This is a genomic window from Mesorhizobium sp. L-8-10 (assembly GCF_016756635.1).
GTDB lineage: Bacteria > Pseudomonadota > Alphaproteobacteria > Rhizobiales > Rhizobiaceae.
The window spans coordinates 2,059,063-2,076,063 of sequence record NZ_AP023263.1; the positions used below are offsets into that span (position 1 = coordinate 2,059,063).

The window sequence follows — 17,001 nt, forward strand, 5'->3', positions numbered from 1 at the left end:
CTTGTGCATGTCTTTTATCCCGAAACCGCTGCACACTTTCGGGAGACATGCTTTATCCTGGTTCGATGAAAGCATCCGAAGCCGATGAGATTGCCGCGTGGCTCGCTGAAGCCGGCCTGCTCGGCATGCGCAGCGAAGCCTCGCTGACGGAAGCCTTTTGCCGGCGCTGTGTCGACGCCGGCCTGCCGCTCGGCAAGGTTTTCGTGATGATCGACATCCTGCATCCGCAGCACGAATCCCGGGCCTTCTTCTGGGACGAGGATCCTGCCGTGGGATTCCGCGAGGAACAGCTCGGATCCACCCGTGACGGGGCCGGCGCGGAACTATGGAAGCGCAGTCCGTTCTTTCACATGATCCAGCGGCGCGAAACCACGTTGCGCTGCAAGCTGGAAGAGGGTGAAACACGCGGATTCCAGCCGATCGAAGAGCTTCGCAACGCCGGACAGACGGACTATCTCGCCGTCGTCTATCGTATCCGCCAAGCCGCCAGGTCGGAGGACGTGGATGGGTTCTATGCCCGCTGGACGACTTCGCGGCCCGGCGGGTTCACGGGCGAGGAGATCGAGCAGTTGGAGCGGCTCACGGTGCATCTCGGCCTTGCTATCCGTTCCGCCGCCCAGTCAAGGCTGGCCAAGACGCTGGTCGAGGCCTATCTCGGACGAGATCCCGGCCGGCGTGTCCTGAGCGGCGCGATCAGGCGGGGAGATGTCCAGAAGATAAACGCTGTGCTCTGGTTCTCTGATATGGAGGGATATACGCACCTGTCGGAAACGGTGAAGAGCGACCAGCTCATTCCTTTGCTCAACGACTACGCCGAAGCGGTCATCAATGCGGTGCAGTCGGCCGGCGGCGATGTCCTGAAACTGATCGGTGACGGCGTATTGGCGATCTTCGCCGGCGTCAGGCCCGATCTTTCCTGCCGCGCTGCAATGAGTGCCGAAAGCGAAATGCGCAAGCGTTTGGCCGCCCTTGCAGACCGCCGCCGCTCGGCCGGGCTGCCCGTCGCCGATATTCATTTGGGCCTGCATGTCGGCGACGTGTTCTACGGCAATATCGGCAGCCTCGACCGGCTCGACTTCACGGTGGTGGGGCAGGCAGTCAACGAGGTCAGCCGCATTTCGGCCATGTGCCGGTCGGCAGGGCGCGCCATGCTGTGCTCGGCGGAATTCGCGAGGCTGCTTCCGCCGCCTGATGCCGAGACATTGGTGTCGGTCGGGCGCTATGCCCTGCGTGGTGTCGGACGCGCCAGCGAGCTGTTCACGCTCGATCCTGAACTCGCCATAGCGGCCAGCGCTTCGGATGCCTCGCGGATCATGCGGTAGACATCGGCGAAGCCCTCCGATCCGCCGTAATACGGATCGGGAACGTCGCTGTCGCGGCCGAGCGCATAGTCGAGAAAAAGATGCACGCGTCCGGGCGAGTCCGCCGGCGCGAGGCGTTTCAGTTCCTCGACATTCGACCGGTCCATGCCGAGGATGAGGTCGAAGTGGCGGAAATCGTCGGGTCGCACCCGACGTGCCTTCTGGCCCGAAATGTCGATGCCATGGCGTCCGGCGATCGCGATAGAGCGCGGGTCGGGCGCCGATCCGGCGTGCCAGCCGCCGGTGCCCGCCGAATCGATGCGGAACTCATGACCACGCCCGCCTTCCTCGGCCACCGCGCGGAATATGCCCTCGGCGAGCGGCGAGCGGCAGATGTTGCCGAGGCAGACGAAAAGAATCGAGATGGGGGGCTTTGCGATCATGGGGCGCGCGCTATGATTGTCACCTTCGGCCGACGCAGCCGCGCTCTCATCAGGGATGCGCAAGCAGGCTCGGTCACTTTGCTGAGGGGTAGCACGGAAGCGAGCCATGGCGAGAGAGAAACTTGGCGCCGACGCGGTGCAAGAGGCGCTGGCCGGGTTGGAAGGCTGGACACTCGCCGAGGACGGCAATTCCATCCGGCGGAGCTTCACCTTCCGCAATTTCAGCGAGGCCTTCGCCTTCATGACGCGCGTTGCGTTGGCGGCGGAGAAACTCGACCATCACCCCGACTGGACGAATGTCTACAGGACCGTCGATGTGACACTCAACACCCATGACGCCGGCGGACTGACCGAACTGGATTTCAAGCTGGCCCGCAAGATGAACGCCTACGCGGCTTAGCCACCGATCCCTTGCAGCGGCGGCATGCACCCACCACATTGCAGTCGACGGATATGAAGCCTGAGGGTGTATCTGCGGTGACGATGAAGGACGAAACAGGCCAGGACGAGCGGAATCTGCGCGAGAACTTCTGGCACACGGCGAAGAAGGCCGCGCGGCACGTGCCCTTCATGGAAGATGTCGTCGCGGCCTACTACTGCGCGCTCGACAAGCAGACGCCGCTGCGTACCAAGGGCATATTGCTGGCCGCCCTCGGCTACTTCATCCTGCCGGCGGACACGATCCCCGATGTCATCTTCGGCCTCGGCTTCACCGACGATATCGCCGTTTTGACCGCGGCGATCACGGCCGTGCGGGCTCACCTCAAGCCGGCGCACAAGATCGCCGCGCGCCAGGCCCTGACCGAGGCCTGACATCCGCACCGAGACTGCTTCAGCGCATCTTGCCCTTGCCTCAGTCAAACTCTCGCCGTTTTCGTGGTCTTGAACCACGCGTGAGGGGACTGCAACTGCGGGATGCTCGCGGCAGGGCGGACAGCTGTTATGGCGATGGTGTCAGGGTACCGAATCCGGCGGTTTCGCCGAAATATTCATCCTTTGGTAACCCAGATTAAATCAAAATGAAGCAATCCGGCTTGGCTGCGGCGCGAGGCCGTGTGCCTGCATCAAGCGACAGACAGGGTAGATACGAACAACAATGCGCGGACTCATTTCACTCCTTTCGGGCTTGGCCATGGTCGCAACGGTTGCGCCGGCGCTTGCCCAGTCGGCCAGCAAGATCGGTCAGAACGACGATTGGGGAATATACTCCTACAAAGCCGGCAACGGGAAGGTCTGCTACGTGCTGACCAAGCCGACCGACATGCAGCCGACGACCCTCGATCACGGCGACATCTACTTCTTCGTCAGCCAGAAGCCCGGCCAGAACATCTCATATGAGCCGCAGTTCATCGCTTCCTATGATTTCCAGGAGAACTCCAAGGTCGCCGTCAGCGTCGGCAGCAAGACGTTCTCGATGTTCACCCGCGGCAAGTCCGCCTGGATGGAGAACGCAGCCGAAGAGCCTGCCCTGATCGCGGCCATGAAGTCGGGAGCGGAGATGAAGGTCGCCGCCAAGTCGGGGCGCGGCAATTCGACCAACTACGTGTTCTCGCTGAAAGGCATCTCGGCAGCGCTGCAGTCGATCGCGAACTGCAAGTAGGACGCCGGATCTCATGGTTCGGGCCGGGCCCGCCCGGCCTGTTTCTTTCTGCGCCAGGCATGGCGCGCGGTCCAGAAGCACCGACATGCCGGGATGGTATCCGGCCGATGACGACCGCAGCGAACCGGTTTCGCGCTTCAAATCCATCATGCTGTTCAAGAAACGTGGCGAAATCCGACAATGCGCCGGTCTCGCTATGACCCTCCTCCACAAACGCAACAACTCGCATATTTGAACCCTTCGCGGGTGGTGTGCCTTGCCATCAATCGGCCTCCTGCTTGCGCAAAGTGAATCGGAACCGATCAACTCAACTCTCCCGAATCCCATAAAAGCCGATACGCTTCGGTTGCTTGCTGCGAACATCGCTCCAGATTCATCTAAAGCCATGAATTCAAGGGAGGCATGTGATGCAAGGATCGTTCAAAGCAGTGCTGGCGATAGGCGCCGCTATCGCAGCCACAAACGCAGGATTGGCAGACGAGTTGAAGGTCGGATTCCTCGGCGGCATGACGGGCCCTATTGAAAGTCTGATGCCGCCGATTCTGGCAGGTGCCCGGCTTGCGGTGGATCAGGTCAATGAAGCCGGCGGCATCTCCGGCAAGAACCCCATCAAGCTGGTGGTCGGCGATACGACCTGTGCGGACGCGACCAAGGCTGCCGATGCTGCCGACCGCGCGGTGAACGTCGAGAATGTCGTCGCCATTGTCGGGGCGATGTGTTCGGGTGCCACCATCTCGGCGGCCCACAATGCCGCCATCCCCGGCGGCATCGTCATGGTCTCACCGGCTTCGACCTCGCCGGCCGTGACCACGCTCGAGGACAAGGATCTGGTTTTCCGTACCACGCCCTCGGATGCCTTTCAGGGCCAGGTACTGGCAAATGTCGTCAAGTCCAAGGGGATCGACCAGGTCGCGGTCACCTATGTGAACAACGACTACGGAAAGGGATTCGCGGGGTCCTTCCAGGAAGCCTTTGAAAAGACGGGCGGCAAGGTCCTGGCGTCCGAAGCGCATGAAGACGGCAAAGCCGACTATCGCGCCGAAATAGGTTCGCTCGCCTCGACCGGCGCCCCTGCGCTCGTCGTGCTGGCCTATATCGACGGCTCCGGCGGCACGATCGTCAAGCAAGCCATCGAGGGCGGCGATTTCTCGCAATTCATCGGTGGCGATGGGATGGTCGGCGACAGGATCGGTGAACTTGCCGGGGAGCAGGCGGACGGCATGATCGCCACCCGTCCAGGCGCCCCTGAACTTCCTGGAACGGAGATCTTCGGTCGTGCCGCCAAGGAGACCGGCTTCGATCCTCAGGCGACCTTCGCCTCCCAGTCTTATGACGCCGCCTTTCTTCTCGCTCTGGCCTTGGAGAAGACCGGGGGTAAAGCCGAAGGCCTGAATGAGGCGCTGCGCGAAGTTGCCACCCAGCCCGGCGAAACGATCTTGCCGGGAGAGTGGGAAAAAGCAGCGGAACTGATCAAGGAAGGCAAGGAGATCAATTACGAAGGCGCCTCCGGAAGTCACGAATTCGACGAGAACGGCGATGTTCCAGGCGTTTTCGACGAGATGGTCGTGAAGAGCGGGAAGTTCGAGCGGGTCGGCCCGGCGAAGACCGAATCCCAGTAATCGAGGACGACATCACGCCCCTGGCCGCATTTGCCGCCAGGGGCGTTGCCATCACCGCTCAGTCCTGGCGGGATATCCGTTCCGGAAACAGCCCCTGCGGCGCATACCGCAGGACCAGCGCGATCGTCAGCCCGACGACGAATACACGCATGGAAAGCGCGCGGCTATCAAGATCGTCCGGCGCCACCCAACCGAAAGCGGCGAGACCGATACTGCGAACATGATCGAACAGCCAGAGCGAGGATGGCTCCGACATCGTCCATACGAGATAGACGAACAAGGCGCCGAAAATCGCGCCGCGATTGTTGCGGGCGCCACCGAGGATCACCATCACCCAGACGAGAAAGGTGTGGTTCAGGTCGAGAAAGCCGGACGGGTCGAAGATGGTGTTGAAGTGGATGAGAACGGCGCCGCCGATCCCCATCAGAATGCTGCCGAAGACAAAGATCTCGAGGCGCCGACGGTTGACGTCCTTGCCCATCGAGGCCGCCGCATCCTCGTTGTCCCGGATCGCGCGCATCATGCGCCCCCATGGCGCCCGATGCGCGCGCTGAAGCAGCGTGTAAATGATCACCAGCATGATCGCGGTCATCGCCAGGTAGCCCGACCGGGCCGAGACAAAACCGACATCGCCCGGGTCGGGAATCGGCCAAGGCAAGGGCGAGACGGTAAGCGTGCCTCTGGTCAGCCAGTCGGCATTCTTGAGGAATGTCTTGATGATCTGGGCGATCCCGAGCGTTGCGATGGCAAGATAGTCGGATCTGAGGCCAAGACAGATCGCTCCGACGAACCAAGCAATCGCGCCCGCGACCGCGCCGGCGGCTGCCCAGCCGACGAATACCGGCAGGCCGAGTCCGCCGATGAAACCGGCCTCGTTCTCGATCAGGCCTGCGGCCGGATCAAGCGCGCCTGTGACCACCAGATAGGCTACCGCAACCGCGACCCAGGTCAGGAGAGACACAAGCCGTTTCGGCACCCCGATCCTGCCGCTCCGGCTTATCGCGTAGATCGCCAGTGCGCCCACGGCGGCCTTCAACAGAACCCCGCCAAGCAATGCCGGGCCCTGTGACGACCAGAACGCGGTGCTGACAGGGAAGGAAACGAACAAGGAAGCAAATGCGCCGGCGGCGACGAAGCCCATGACGCCCACATTGAAGAGGCCGGCCGAGCCCCATTGCAGCGACAGGCCAAGCGCGACAATGGCATAGCACGTGGCTTCGACCAGCATTCGCAGCGAATAGGCCGCTCCCTGCGAAAGGAACACGCCGGCAAAAAGTGCGGCAAGTCCGGCGAAAAGCAGCACGTCGCGGCGGTACGTGGCGATCATCGGATCGTCCTCCCGCGGAAAATACCTGTTGGGCGCCAGATGAGCACGAAGATCAATATGACGAAGGGGACCATCAGCTTGTATTCGGTGGGAACGAACGCGATCTTCGCCGGCACGTCGAAGGCGTCGCCGGTAAGCCGGGCGACCGGCCGCAGCAGGACCGACCAGTTGAATATGGCCAGCGTTTCGGAAAACCCGATGAGGAATCCACCGGCGATCGCCCCGTAGGGCTGGCCGATGCCTCCGACGATCGTTGCCGCGAAGATGGGCAGCAGGATGTTGAAGGACAGGTCGGGTTTTAGCGTGACGTCGAGCGCGAGCATGGTGCCGGCGACCGCCGCCAATCCTCCGCCGATGACCCAGGTAGCCCGCACAACCGTTTCGATAGGGATGCCAGTCACCCGCGCGAGATCCGGATTGTCGGAAACCGCGCGCATCGCCTTGCCGAGCCTGGTCCGGGTCAGGAACCAGTGCAAGGCGAACACCGCGACCAGGGTGAAAATGATGAGGACGATCTGCGGCTCGGATAGCACGACCTTTGCGGTCGCCGCGGGGACATCGAGGCGAAATATGTCCTTGGGCTCAAGAAAATACATCTCGCGTGGACGTGGACCCGCGAACAGGCGGATCAGGCCTTGAAGCATCAGGGTGACCCCGATCGAGGCCATGACGAGAACAACGGGTCGCGCGCCTTGGTTACGCAGCGGCCGGTAGAACATCCGGTCGATGCCCAGCGACAGACCGATCGTGAGGATGACGGAAACCGGCAGGACCATGACCGCGAGCGGCAACGGCGCGACGGCGCCCGTCGAAGCGACCATCGCTGCCAGCACATAAGAAAGGAAGGCGCCGCTTGTCATGAGATCGGCATGGGCGAAATGGGCGAAGCGCAAGATACCGAAGACCATCGTCACGCCGACCGCGCCGAGGGCGTACATGGAACCGATCACCAACCCGGAGACAATTCCCTTGTTCACGAAGAAGACCAACTCGTCCATGCGCTTCTATCCGCCAAGGAAGCTGCGGGCGACCTCGGCATCGGCCAGAAGGTCCGCGCCCTTCCCGGTGTACCTGTTGCGGCCGTTGGCCAGCACGAAGCCCTTGTCCGCGATGGCGAGCGCTTGTCTGGCATTCTGTTCGACCATGACAATGGTGACGCCGCTGCGGTTGATGGCGGTGACGCGATCGAAGATCTCTCCCCTGAAAACCGGGGACAAACCGGCCGTCGGTTCGTCGAGGAGCAGCAGGCGCGGTTCGATCATCAGCGCTCGCCCAAACGCCACCATTTGCCGCTGACCGCCGGACAATTCTCCCGCCGGCTGCGCCCGCTTTTCCTTCAATGGCGGAAAGATCTCATAGACCTTGTCGAGCGCCGGACGGAAGTCGTCGCGCCGGACATAGGCTCCCATTTCGAGGTTCTCGTGAACCGTCAACGTGGGAAATACGTTTGCCTCCTGCGGCACGAAAGCGATGCCGCGACCGGCCAGCGTTTCCGGCGCCATGCCCGTGATGTCATCGCCGTCGACCAGGACGGCTCCGCGGGTGATCGCAACTATGCCGAAGATGGCTTTCAGCGTCGTCGACTTTCCCGCGCCGTTGGGGCCGACGACGACGCCGATCTCACCGCCCTCGAGGGCCAGGTCGAGCCCGTGCAGGATCGTCGTCGAACCATAGCCTGCATGAAGGTCACGGAGCTCGAGGAACGGCATCTATGGCGCTCCTGGCATCTGCCTGCTGAACGAACCGCCGAAATAGGCTTCGATGACCTCAGGGTCGTTCTGTATTTCCTCGATCGAACCCGTCCGCATGACAGTACCCTCGGCCATGACGATGACCGGGGAGCAGAGTCTCGCGATCACATCCATGTCGTGCTCGATCACAAAGAACGTGCAACCCATTTCGCGGTTGAGCCGTTCGATGTTCGCGACGACGCTGTTGAGCAGCGTTCGATTGACGCCGGCCGCGATCTCGTCGAGCAATACGACCCTGGCATCCACCATCATGGTGCGGCCGAGCTCGAGCAGCTTTTTTTGCCCACCTGACAGGCGACCGGCAAGTTCGTGCTTCACATGGGCGATCTGCAGCAGCTCGACAATCTCTTCGGCCTTGTCGCGGATGGTTCTCTCCTGGCGTGCCACGGTGCCGGGCCGGAACCAGGCCGATCCGAGGTTTTCACCTGACTGCCCGGCAGGAACCATCATGAGGTTTTCAAGCACCGTCATATGTGAAAACTCATGTGCGATCTGGAATGTTCTGAGTACGCCTTTCGAGAACAACTCATGAGGGGATAGGCCGGTGATATCCTCGTCGTCGAAGACAACGGCGCCGCGATCCGGCTTCAGGTTGCCGGCGATGATGTTGAAAAGCGTTGATTTGCCTGCGCCATTGGGACCGATCAGGCCTGTTATCGATCCCTTTTCGACCGTCAGGGAACACTCATTGACGGCGGTAAATCCGCCGAACGACTTTCTGACTTTTCTTACGTCGATGATCGCCGACATCGACTCCCGCTTCAATCTACCCGCTTGAGGGCATCGCTCGTCGCTATTGTCGGTGTCGAGGCACTTGTTAACAAGACAAAAATGGGTTGCTCCCGGTTCGTCCAGGCTGTTTTCGTGAGGATCTCCCTCCCGCCGGTGCCTTTCGAGGCAGGGGTCTTCCGAAAGGCGGTACCGCTTCCGCAGCCGATGCGGTAAATCGCCCGCTATGACCTCCATACTGACCACCATCGGCTTCGACGCCGACGACACGCTCTGGCAGAACGAGCAGTTCTATCGTCTGACCGAGGACCGCTTCGCCTCGCTGCTCGCCGATCATGCCGACCCTACCGCGCTTCGGGAGCGGCTGCTCGATGCGCAAAAAAGCAATCTGAAGCTCTACGGCTTCGGCATCAAAGGGTTCACCCTTTCGATGATCGAGACGGCGATCGGGATCACCGACGGCAAGGTGCCGGCCGCCGTCATCGAACAGATCCTCGCCGCCGGCCGCGACATGCTCGAACATCCGGTCGAGACCCTGCCCAATGTCCGCGAGACGCTGGAACGGCTCGCCGGCTCCTATCGCCTGGTGCTGATCACCAAGGGCGACCTGTTCGACCAGGAACGCAAGCTCGCCCAGTCGGGCCTCGGCGAATTGTTCGAAGCCGTCGAGATCGTCAGCGATAAGCAGGCCGAGACCTACCGCCGCATCTTCGTCCGGCACGGCGACGGGCCCGAGCGTGCCATGATGGTCGGCAATTCGCTTAAATCCGACGTCGTGCCGGCCATCGAGGCCGGCGGTTGGGGCGTCTATGTCCCGCACGACCTGACCTGGGCATTCGAACATGCCGAGGCGCCGGTGGACGCCGCGCGTTTCCGCCAGATCGTGCATCTCGCAGAGTTGCCCGACCTTCTCGCCGGGATCGACTAGCGACCCCGGGGGATCGACTAGCGACCCCGGGGATCGCCAGCGATCCCGGAGGCATCGACTTGTCGGCCTCGGCAGCCTCCACTGTGACTGCGGCTCTCGCGTCGGAATCTCGGAACAGACGCGGCCGCGGCCAGCCGCCTCACACCTGCGGCGTGACGTGGCGCGCCGGGCGTGATATGAGCCCGCGCCATTCGACAAACCGCACCCCGGCACCCTATATTCGCGACCATCATGGCTTTTTCGCTCGATCTCACCTCCGATACCACCCGCGCTGCGCTCGTGGCGCGCGTCGCTGCGCCCCAGAAGGCATCGCTGGTCGGCCTGTCGCGCGCCGAAATGGGCGAAGCTCTCGTTTCGTCAGGCATCGTGCCGGAGCGCCAGGCCAGGATGCGCGTCCAGCAGCTCTGGCACTGGCTCTATGTGCGAGGCGTCTCGGACTTCGCCCATATGTTCAACATCTCGAAGGACCTGCGCGCTTCGCTCGACCGCCACTTCACGGTGGCGCGGCCCGAAATCGTCGAGGAGCAGGTATCGAACGATGGCACGCGCAAATGGCTGTTCCGCTTCCCGTCGCGCGGAGCGGGCCGGCCGGTCGAGATCGAGACGGTCTATATCCCCGAGGAAGGCCGCGGAACGCTTTGCATCTCCTCGCAGGTCGGCTGCACGCTCACCTGTTCCTTCTGCCACACCGGCACGCAGAAGCTGGTGCGCAACCTGACGGCAGAGGAAATCCTCGCCCAGCTCATGACGGCGCGCGACCGCCTCGGCGACTTTCCCGACCGCGATACGCCCGACGGCGCGATCGTGCCGGCCGAGGGCCGCAAGATCACCAACATCGTAATGATGGGCATGGGCGAGCCGCTCTACAATTTCGAGGAGGTCAAGAAGGCCCTGCTCATCGCCTCGGACGGTGACGGCCTGTCGCTGTCGAAGCGCCGCATCACGCTGTCGACCTCGGGCGTCGTGCCCGAAATCGCGCGTACAGGTGACGAGATCGGCGTCATGCTGGCGATTTCCTTGCACGCCGTGCGCGACGATCTGCGCGACATGCTGGTGCCGATCAACAAGAAATACCCGCTCAAGGAACTGATGGCCGCCTGCCGGGCCTATCCGGGCCTTTCGAATGCGCGCCGCATCACCTTCGAATATGTGATGCTGAAGGACGTCAACGATTCACTCGACGACGCCCGGGAACTGGTGCGCCTGCTCAAGGGCATCCCCGCCAAGATCAACCTGATTCCGTTCAACCCCTGGCCAGGCACCAACTATCAGTGCTCGGACTGGGAGACGATCGAGAAATTCGCCGACTACATAAACCAGGCCGGCTATGCCTCGCCGATCCGCACGCCGCGCGGCCGCGACATCCTCGCCGCCTGCGGACAGTTGAAGTCTGAATCGGAGCGCATGCGCAAGGCCGACCGGCTGGCGCTCGAGGCGATGATGATCGCCGGGCATGGGGAAGCGTGACGCTAGTCGCGGCTTGCCTTTTCCGTTTCGCCGTCATCGTCTTTGGCTATGCCGTCGCCGCCTTCGCGGCCAGCGCCTTCCTCAATCTTCTGTCGCTCGGCGCGCTCGACTGGGGTCAGGAAGAGCTTCCATGGGTGGTGGCCGGCTCGGTCATGGTCACCATCCCGGTGGTGGCGCTGCTGATCGGCTATTTCGCCTTCATCCCTGCCGTGCCCGTGATCCTGCTCGCCGAGATGCTCGCTAGGCGCGACTGGCTGTTCTACGCCATCGCGGGAGGCATGGTCGCCGTTGTTGTCGTCGGCTACCTGTGGCAGGCCAGTGGACCCTTGTCGGATGCCGGCTTTGCCGGACGAAACCATGGCGATCCCGCCAGCCTGGATGCGGGCTTCATCATGATGATGATCGGCGGCGGCGTCGTGGGCGGCATCGCCTATTGGTTCGCCGCGGGCCGCTGGGCCGGCGTCAAGCCGGACATCGCGCCGTGAACCTGCGGGCCCGAACGGCTCCGGCTATTTCGCCTGCGCCGTGATGATCTTGAGGGCGAAGGCCGAGAACACGCCGGCGAAGAGATAGTCGATGATGCGCGTCACCCGCGGATTTTTCTTCATCATCGCCGCGAAGCCGTCCGCCGCCAGGATCATCGGCGCGGTGACGGGGATGGACACCACGATGAACATCAGGCCAAGGAAGAACAGCTTGCCCGGCGCATTCGGGTCGTGCGCGGACACGAATTGCGGCAGGAAGGTCATGTAGAACAGGATCACCTTCGGATTGAGCAGGTTGACGCCGAAGCCCGTGACCCAGTTGCGGAACAGGGAGCGCTCGCTCCCCGCCCTCTTCTCCGGCGAGAAGGCCGAGCCGTAGCGGATCGCCTGGTAGGCCAGGAAGACCAGATAGCCGGCGCCGAACACCTTCAGCACCAGGAACGCCTGCGGCGAGGCCACGATCAGCGCCGAGATGCCGACGACCACCAGCGTGGTGTGGACGACGATGCCGGCGAAGGAGCCGGCCATCGAGGCGAAGCCGGCGGCACGACCCTGGCTCAGCGTTCGGCTGACGAAGAGCGTCATGTCGGGGCCGGGCGTGATCGCCAGGATCAGCGTGGCGACCGCGAATTGCAGGATGACGGTGGTCTCGGGAACGAAGCTCATGGCGCGCCTTAGCTGGGAGGAGACGGCTCAGTCCCGTCCCAAGTTTCTTAGGCGGTGTCAATCGCCATCGCCTGCAGCCAGTTCCTCCTGCCAATTGGCGTCGCCATGGAACACGCGTAAGATTACCGCGCGGTCGGGCTCGGCGACGAAAGCGACGGTCACGTTTCGCTCAACCCCGATAACACGAAGGCCTTCTTTTCATCGCGGCGCGTGCCGCGCTCGGAGCCGTATTCGAGGCGTTCGCAAAAAGTGCGGATACGTTGGTCATAGCGATCCGCCGTAGCGGGGCTGCTGGCGTCCGCGACGGTGTCGTATATCCAATCGAGGTCATCTCCGGCTTCGGGCGCATAAATGACAGCCCGTTGCTTCACGCTTTCCCCTGCAGACGAGCTTCATGGCGCTTGCGCGCGTGCTCGGCCATGTCTTCAGCTGAAATACCTCTGCTGGGATCGGACTTCATGCGGTCATAAGTCGGCACGACTTCTTCGCGTAGCCAACGCTCGATGGCGGCGTCTCGCTCCTGCAGCGCACGAAGCCCGGCGCGGATCACCTCACTGCCGGTCGCATATGCGCCGGACTTCACCTGGCTGTCGACGAAAGCTGCTTGCTCGGCCGGCAAGCTGAACGTGCGCTTCTCCGCAGCTGCCATACTTCCCTCCTGTAAGTATCGGTATGAAAATATCATACCGTGGTGGACCGCGCATCGGAAAGGTGACAGGCAGTTCACGACGTGTGGGAGGTAGCCTCAGTCGATCCTGTAGGCGGTTGCCACCTGGCCGACGCGGCGGGCGATGAAGACGTCCGTCGGGAACACCTCCAGCCTCCTGGCCCGGGCCTTGACGGCCTCGGGCACCGGCGCCTCGCCGATGGTGAGGAACAGGACCGGGCCGGAATCTCCCGCACCCCAGGGTCGGGTCAATTCGAAATGATCGAGCGGGTGGTTCGGGTCGGTACGCCATGCCCGCACGTCGAGGCTGCTGTCGCGCAACTCATAGATCATCGAGGCTGTCAGGCCGCGCTGCGAGAGGACGACCGTCCGGATGCCGTTGGCGTCGGCGATGCGCTTGACATCAGCGGCGAGGTCGCCCCAGCCGACCATCTTGCCGAGTTCGCGGCCGGCCGGGCCAGTGGTGACCGTGCCCGCCAGCGCGCCGGCGAAGGAAACGGCGACCAGCGCCACGGCCGATATGACGAGCGTGGCGATCATGCCGCGGCGCCAGTCGAGCGCCAGCATGGCTGCCGTGGCGAGGATTACGGCGGCGGGAAAGCCGGTTGCGGCCCAGTTGCCGTTCGCCTTGTTGAGAAGCGCCTGGCCGGTGATCGCGATGAAGACCGGCAGCGAATGGAAAAGCAGCAGGCGCCTGGGGCCGTTCGCCACCTTGGCGGAAGCACCGAACAAGGTCAGCACGAAGGCGGCGAAAGGCACTGGGCCGATGATGGCGGCCTGGATGCCGAGGAATTCGAGCGCGCCCATGAGATTGGGGAAACGCGAACCCCAGGCGCCGGCATTGTCGCGCGTGTGGGAGAAGGTGGCAAAGCTGTGCTCCATGTTCCACCAGACGTTCGGCGCGATCAGCAGGACGGCGATGACGACGGCGAGCCATGTCCCGGGATGCTTCAGCAGATGGCGCACCTCGCGGGTGAAGATCACATAGAGGAAGAAGCACAGCAAAAGAAACGCCATGGCGTATTTGGCGTTGAGGCCGAGCCCGACGGCCAGGCCGAGCAGCGCACCGGCGGCGAGCGAGGGGCGCTGGACATGGAGGACGATGGCGAAGAGGCCGAGCGTCCAGAGGAAAAGCAGCGGCACGTCGGTCGAGATCAGCGTCGCCGAGATCGACGTGCCGGGCATGGCGGCATAGATGAGCGCCGACCAGAAGGCCACGCGCCGGTCGAAGAGCTTCGCCGCGACCGCATAGAGGAGCAGCGACGTGGCGAAATGCATCAGTGGCGCAGGCAGGCGGATGCAGGCCGGGCTGTCGCCGCACAAGGACGTCGAAGCCGTAATCAGCCATGCGATGAGCGGCGGCTTGGTGTAGTAGCCGAAGGCGGGATCCTGCGCCCAGGCCCAGTACTGGGCCTCGTCGAAGAACAGTTCGGCATGCGAGACCGCGAGGCCCGCGATGCGCAGAGCGAGGATCGCGAGAAGAAGGAGCAGCAGGAGGCCGAAGCTATTCGCCCCGAGCAGCGATTTCTCCTGATGTGCCTCGACAGGCTGCGTCACCATGGACCGGCTCCGGTGGAAGGTGGGGGGTCAATAACCGATCGGGCCGGCCGCGCCAACCCGTTCGCCTACCGGGCAGGCTCGTGCGTCGATATGGTGCCGACCGGCCCCTCGGCATCGCGGATCTGGTAGGCCGATCCGTTCCAGACCCAGTGGCTCGGCTCGGCGCCACCTGCGTCAGGTAAGGTGACAATCCCCGGAAACCCCGCAGCGGCCGTTGCGGGGTCCAGATGCAACTGCACACCCTCGGTGTTGTAGACGGGCTTCCAGTCCTGCCCGGCCCCTGACCTTGCAAAGCCGGCGAGGCTGCAGCCGGATTCGCCATAATAGCGGTTCGAGCCGCAGATCGAGGCGAACAGCAGCGCCCCGCCGTCGGGCAGTTCCAGGAGCTTTGCTGCGTAGCTCGGCTGAAGTCCGGTCGCGGCGCGGAACAGTTTCGCCTCGCCGGCGAGCAGCCGTTCGGCCTCGGCGACGGCCGGGTCGGTTTCGGAGAGCGCGAGCCGCTGATAGGCCGACATGTCGACGGCGCTGCAGCGGGCGGCCACCGCTTCGATGACGGCGCGGGAAGCCTTGAGCGGGAAGATCGCGTTCATGGAGGTGTCTCCATCGCCGATCGCGACGCCCATGCGGGCGGCGGATTTCAGCGGCTCCAGGATCTCGAAGGGTACCGAGGCACCGAGCAGCCCGTTGGCCTCGACGGCAAGAACGGGGAAAGGCTCGCCGCCGATCGTGACCTTGCCGGCGACCCTTGTGCCGGCGGGGGGCTTCTCGTCGGGGCGGAAGAGAAAGCTCCAGCGCTGCTCGGCGCAATAGAGCGAGCCGCCCGATATGCCTTTCGCCTTCTCGGGCACCGGCAGGATCGCCACTGCGCCGCTTGCCGCGGCCTCCCACTTTTCCGAGGAGAAGGCTGGCACCGAGGCAAGCGACAGGGCTGAAGCGAGGATTGCCGGATGCCAGGAGCGTTCCACCTTATCAGACCTTTCGGATCAATCGTTCGAAGAATCAGCGGTCGATTGAAACGGTGGATTGTGGCAAGACGATTTTTGTGTGCGTCCCGCAAGGAAATAGGGGGCGCGGATCGGGCCTGGTTCGACGCTGCGCCCTTGCGGAGCCCGGAAAGGGCGTGATAGCTGGCGCAAACCCCATCCAAGCGGAACCAGACATGTCCAAGTGGAAAGACGTCAAGAAGGTTGTGCTCGCCTATTCGGGCGGTCTCGACACCTCGATCATCCTGAAATGGCTGCAGACCGAGCTCAATGCCGAAGTCGTCACCTTCACGGCCGATCTCGGCCAGGGCGGCGAACTGGAGCCGGCGCGCAAGAAGGCCGAGCTGATGGGCATCAGGGACATCCGCATCGTGGATGTGCGCGAGGAGTTCGTCAGCGACTTCGTCTTCCCGATGTTCCGCGCCAATGCGCTTTATGAAGGCACCTATCTGCTCGGCACGTCGATCGCACGGCCGCTGATCTCCAAGCACCTCGTCGAGATCGCGCGCGAGACCGGCGCCGACGCGATCGCCCACGGCGCAACCGGCAAGGGCAACGACCAGGTGCGTTTCGAGCTGTCGGCCTATGCGCTCAACCCTGATATCAAGGTCATCGCCCCCTGGCGGGACTGGTCGTTCAAATCGCGCACCGATCTCCTGAACTTCGCCCGCGACCATCAGATTCCGGTGCCGAAGGACAAGCAGGGCGAGGCTCCCTTCTCGGTCGACGCCAACCTGCTGCACTCCTCCTCCGAGGGCAAGGTGCTGGAGGATCCGTGGAGCGAGCCGCCGGAATTTGTCTATCAGCGCACCGTCTCTCCGATCGACGCTCCCGACCAGGTCACCGAGATCGAGATCGAGTTCAAGAAGGGCGACCCGATCGCGCTCAACGGCGAGAAACTGTCGCCGGCCACGCTGCTGGCGCGGCTCAACGACCTGGGGCGCGACAACGGCATCGGCCGCCTCGACCTCGTCGAGAACCGCTTCGTCGGTATGAAGTCGCGCGGCGTCTACGAGACGCCCGGCGGCACGATCCTGATCGCCGCGCGCCGCGCCATCGAATCCATCACGCTCGACCGGGGTGCGGCACATCTCAAGGACGAGCTGATGCCGCGCTATGCCGAGCTGATCTACAACGGCTTCTGGTACTCTCCCGAGCGCGAGATGCTGCAGGCCCTGATCGACAAGAGCCAGGAGGATGTCGAGGGCACCGTCCGGCTGAAGCTCTACAAGGGCAACGTCATCGTCACCGGCCGCAGGTCGCCGACGTCGCTCTATTCCGATGCGCTGGTGACTTTCGAGGACGATCGCGGCGCCTACGACCAGAAAGACGCCGAAGGCTTCATCCGGCTGAATGGCTTGAGGCTGCGCACATTGGCGGCGAGAAAGCGCAAGGGGTGAACGGTGAAGGGGTGAATGGTGAATGGAAAAATGGTGAATGGTAAGATGGTCGGTGGCAGATAGGGCTGGTTTGGC

The 17,001-nt window shown here is 63.2% G+C and carries 19 protein-coding genes; 9 read left to right on the forward strand and 10 right to left on the reverse strand.

Features of this window, described 5'->3' with window-relative positions:
- Nucleotides 1-47 precede the first annotated feature (47 nt).
- Nucleotides 48-1,322: an adenylate/guanylate cyclase domain-containing protein gene (locus JN280_RS09580; RefSeq protein ID WP_244743154.1), complete on the forward strand. Its 1,275-nt coding sequence runs from the start codon at nt 48-50 to the stop codon at nt 1,320-1,322.
- On the opposite strand, the gene JN280_RS09585 is transcribed toward JN280_RS09580, so the two are convergent.
- Nucleotides 1,220-1,744 (reverse strand): low molecular weight protein-tyrosine-phosphatase, encoded by a 525-nt coding sequence (locus JN280_RS09585; protein WP_202311733.1) that lies wholly within the window; start codon nt 1,742-1,744, stop codon nt 1,220-1,222. The genes JN280_RS09580 and JN280_RS09585 overlap by 103 nt on opposite strands.
- Before the next feature lie 106 nt (nt 1,745-1,850).
- Here JN280_RS09585 and JN280_RS09590 point away from each other — a divergent pair, with 106 nt between their 5' ends.
- From JN280_RS09590 to JN280_RS09605, 4 genes are all read left to right on the forward strand, one after another.
- Nucleotides 1,851-2,144, forward strand: a complete 294-nt coding sequence (locus JN280_RS09590) for a 4a-hydroxytetrahydrobiopterin dehydratase (RefSeq protein ID WP_202311735.1) — start codon at nt 1,851-1,853, stop codon at nt 2,142-2,144.
- A gap of 83 nt (nt 2,145-2,227) precedes the next feature.
- Nucleotides 2,228-2,557: a YkvA family protein gene (locus tag JN280_RS09595; RefSeq protein ID WP_244743156.1), complete on the forward strand. Its 330-nt coding sequence runs from the start codon at nt 2,228-2,230 to the stop codon at nt 2,555-2,557.
- Between the two features lie 283 nt (nt 2,558-2,840).
- Nucleotides 2,841-3,344 carry an invasion associated locus B family protein gene (locus JN280_RS09600; protein ID WP_202311739.1) on the forward strand — a complete coding sequence of 168 codons (504 nt, stop codon included), beginning with the start codon at nt 2,841-2,843 and terminating at the stop codon, nt 3,342-3,344.
- 407 nt (nt 3,345-3,751) lie between these two features.
- Complete coding sequence (locus tag JN280_RS09605; protein ID WP_202311740.1) at nt 3,752-4,963, forward strand: ABC transporter substrate-binding protein; 1,212 nt, start codon at nt 3,752-3,754, stop codon at nt 4,961-4,963.
- Between the two features lie 58 nt (nt 4,964-5,021).
- Here JN280_RS09605 and JN280_RS09610 read toward each other — a convergent pair whose 3' ends face one another.
- The 4 genes from JN280_RS09610 to JN280_RS09625 are packed head-to-tail and all read right to left on the reverse strand — an operon-like array spanning nt 5,022 to nt 8,791.
- Nucleotides 5,022-6,290 carry a branched-chain amino acid ABC transporter permease gene (locus JN280_RS09610; RefSeq protein ID WP_202311742.1) on the reverse strand — a complete coding sequence of 423 codons (1,269 nt, stop codon included), beginning with the start codon at nt 6,288-6,290 and terminating at the stop codon, nt 5,022-5,024.
- A complete protein-coding gene (locus tag JN280_RS09615) occupies nt 6,287-7,288 on the reverse strand; it encodes a branched-chain amino acid ABC transporter permease (protein WP_202311744.1) in 1,002 nt (333 codons plus the stop codon). Before JN280_RS09615 ends, JN280_RS09610 begins: the two co-directional genes overlap by 4 nt.
- 6 nt (nt 7,289-7,294) lie before the next feature.
- A complete protein-coding gene (locus tag JN280_RS09620; protein WP_202311746.1) occupies nt 7,295-7,999 on the reverse strand; it encodes an ABC transporter ATP-binding protein in 705 nt (234 codons plus the stop codon).
- Nucleotides 8,000-8,791: an ABC transporter ATP-binding protein gene (locus JN280_RS09625; protein ID WP_202311747.1), complete on the reverse strand. Its 792-nt coding sequence runs from the start codon at nt 8,789-8,791 to the stop codon at nt 8,000-8,002.
- Nucleotides 8,792-8,996: 205 nt separating this feature from the next.
- On the opposite strand from JN280_RS09625, the gene JN280_RS09630 reads away from it, so the two are divergent.
- The 3 genes from JN280_RS09630 (at nt 8,997) to JN280_RS09640 (ending at nt 11,650) form a co-directional block, all read left to right on the forward strand.
- Nucleotides 8,997-9,698 (forward strand): HAD family hydrolase, encoded by a 702-nt coding sequence (locus JN280_RS09630; protein ID WP_202311748.1) that lies wholly within the window; start codon nt 8,997-8,999, stop codon nt 9,696-9,698.
- A 231-nt stretch (nt 9,699-9,929) separates the two neighbouring features.
- Complete coding sequence (gene rlmN, locus JN280_RS09635; RefSeq protein ID WP_202311749.1) at nt 9,930-11,165, forward strand: 23S rRNA (adenine(2503)-C(2))-methyltransferase RlmN; 1,236 nt, start codon at nt 9,930-9,932, stop codon at nt 11,163-11,165.
- Entirely contained in the window at nt 11,162-11,650 is a 489-nt protein-coding gene (locus tag JN280_RS09640; protein WP_202311750.1) for a hypothetical protein, read from the forward strand. Before rlmN ends, JN280_RS09640 begins: the two co-directional genes overlap by 4 nt.
- Nucleotides 11,651-11,674: 24 nt before the next feature.
- On the opposite strand, the gene JN280_RS09645 is transcribed toward JN280_RS09640, so the two are convergent.
- From JN280_RS09645 to JN280_RS09665, 5 genes are all read right to left on the reverse strand, one after another.
- Nucleotides 11,675-12,316 carry a LysE family translocator gene (locus JN280_RS09645; protein WP_202311751.1) on the reverse strand — a complete coding sequence of 214 codons (642 nt, stop codon included), beginning with the start codon at nt 12,314-12,316 and terminating at the stop codon, nt 11,675-11,677.
- Nucleotides 12,317-12,474: 158 nt separating this feature from the next.
- Nucleotides 12,475-12,687, reverse strand: coding sequence for a type II toxin-antitoxin system RelE/ParE family toxin (locus JN280_RS09650; protein WP_244743161.1), 213 nt, complete (start codon nt 12,685-12,687; stop codon nt 12,475-12,477).
- Nucleotides 12,684-12,965 (reverse strand): type II toxin-antitoxin system ParD family antitoxin, encoded by a 282-nt coding sequence (locus tag JN280_RS09655; protein ID WP_202311752.1) that lies wholly within the window; start codon nt 12,963-12,965, stop codon nt 12,684-12,686. Before JN280_RS09655 ends, JN280_RS09650 begins: the two co-directional genes overlap by 4 nt.
- Before the next feature lie 96 nt (nt 12,966-13,061).
- Nucleotides 13,062-14,543 carry an ArnT family glycosyltransferase gene (locus JN280_RS09660; protein ID WP_202311754.1) on the reverse strand — a complete coding sequence of 494 codons (1,482 nt, stop codon included), beginning with the start codon at nt 14,541-14,543 and terminating at the stop codon, nt 13,062-13,064.
- A 65-nt stretch (nt 14,544-14,608) separates the two neighbouring features.
- A complete protein-coding gene (locus JN280_RS09665; RefSeq protein WP_202311756.1) occupies nt 14,609-15,508 on the reverse strand; it encodes a hypothetical protein in 900 nt (299 codons plus the stop codon).
- Between the two features lie 194 nt (nt 15,509-15,702).
- Here JN280_RS09665 and JN280_RS09670 point away from each other — a divergent pair, with 194 nt between their 5' ends.
- On the forward strand, nt 15,703-16,926 hold the full coding sequence (locus JN280_RS09670) for an argininosuccinate synthase (RefSeq protein ID WP_202311757.1): 1,224 nt from the start codon (nt 15,703-15,705) through the stop codon (nt 16,924-16,926).
- The last annotated feature ends 75 nt before the right edge of the window (nt 16,927-17,001 follow it).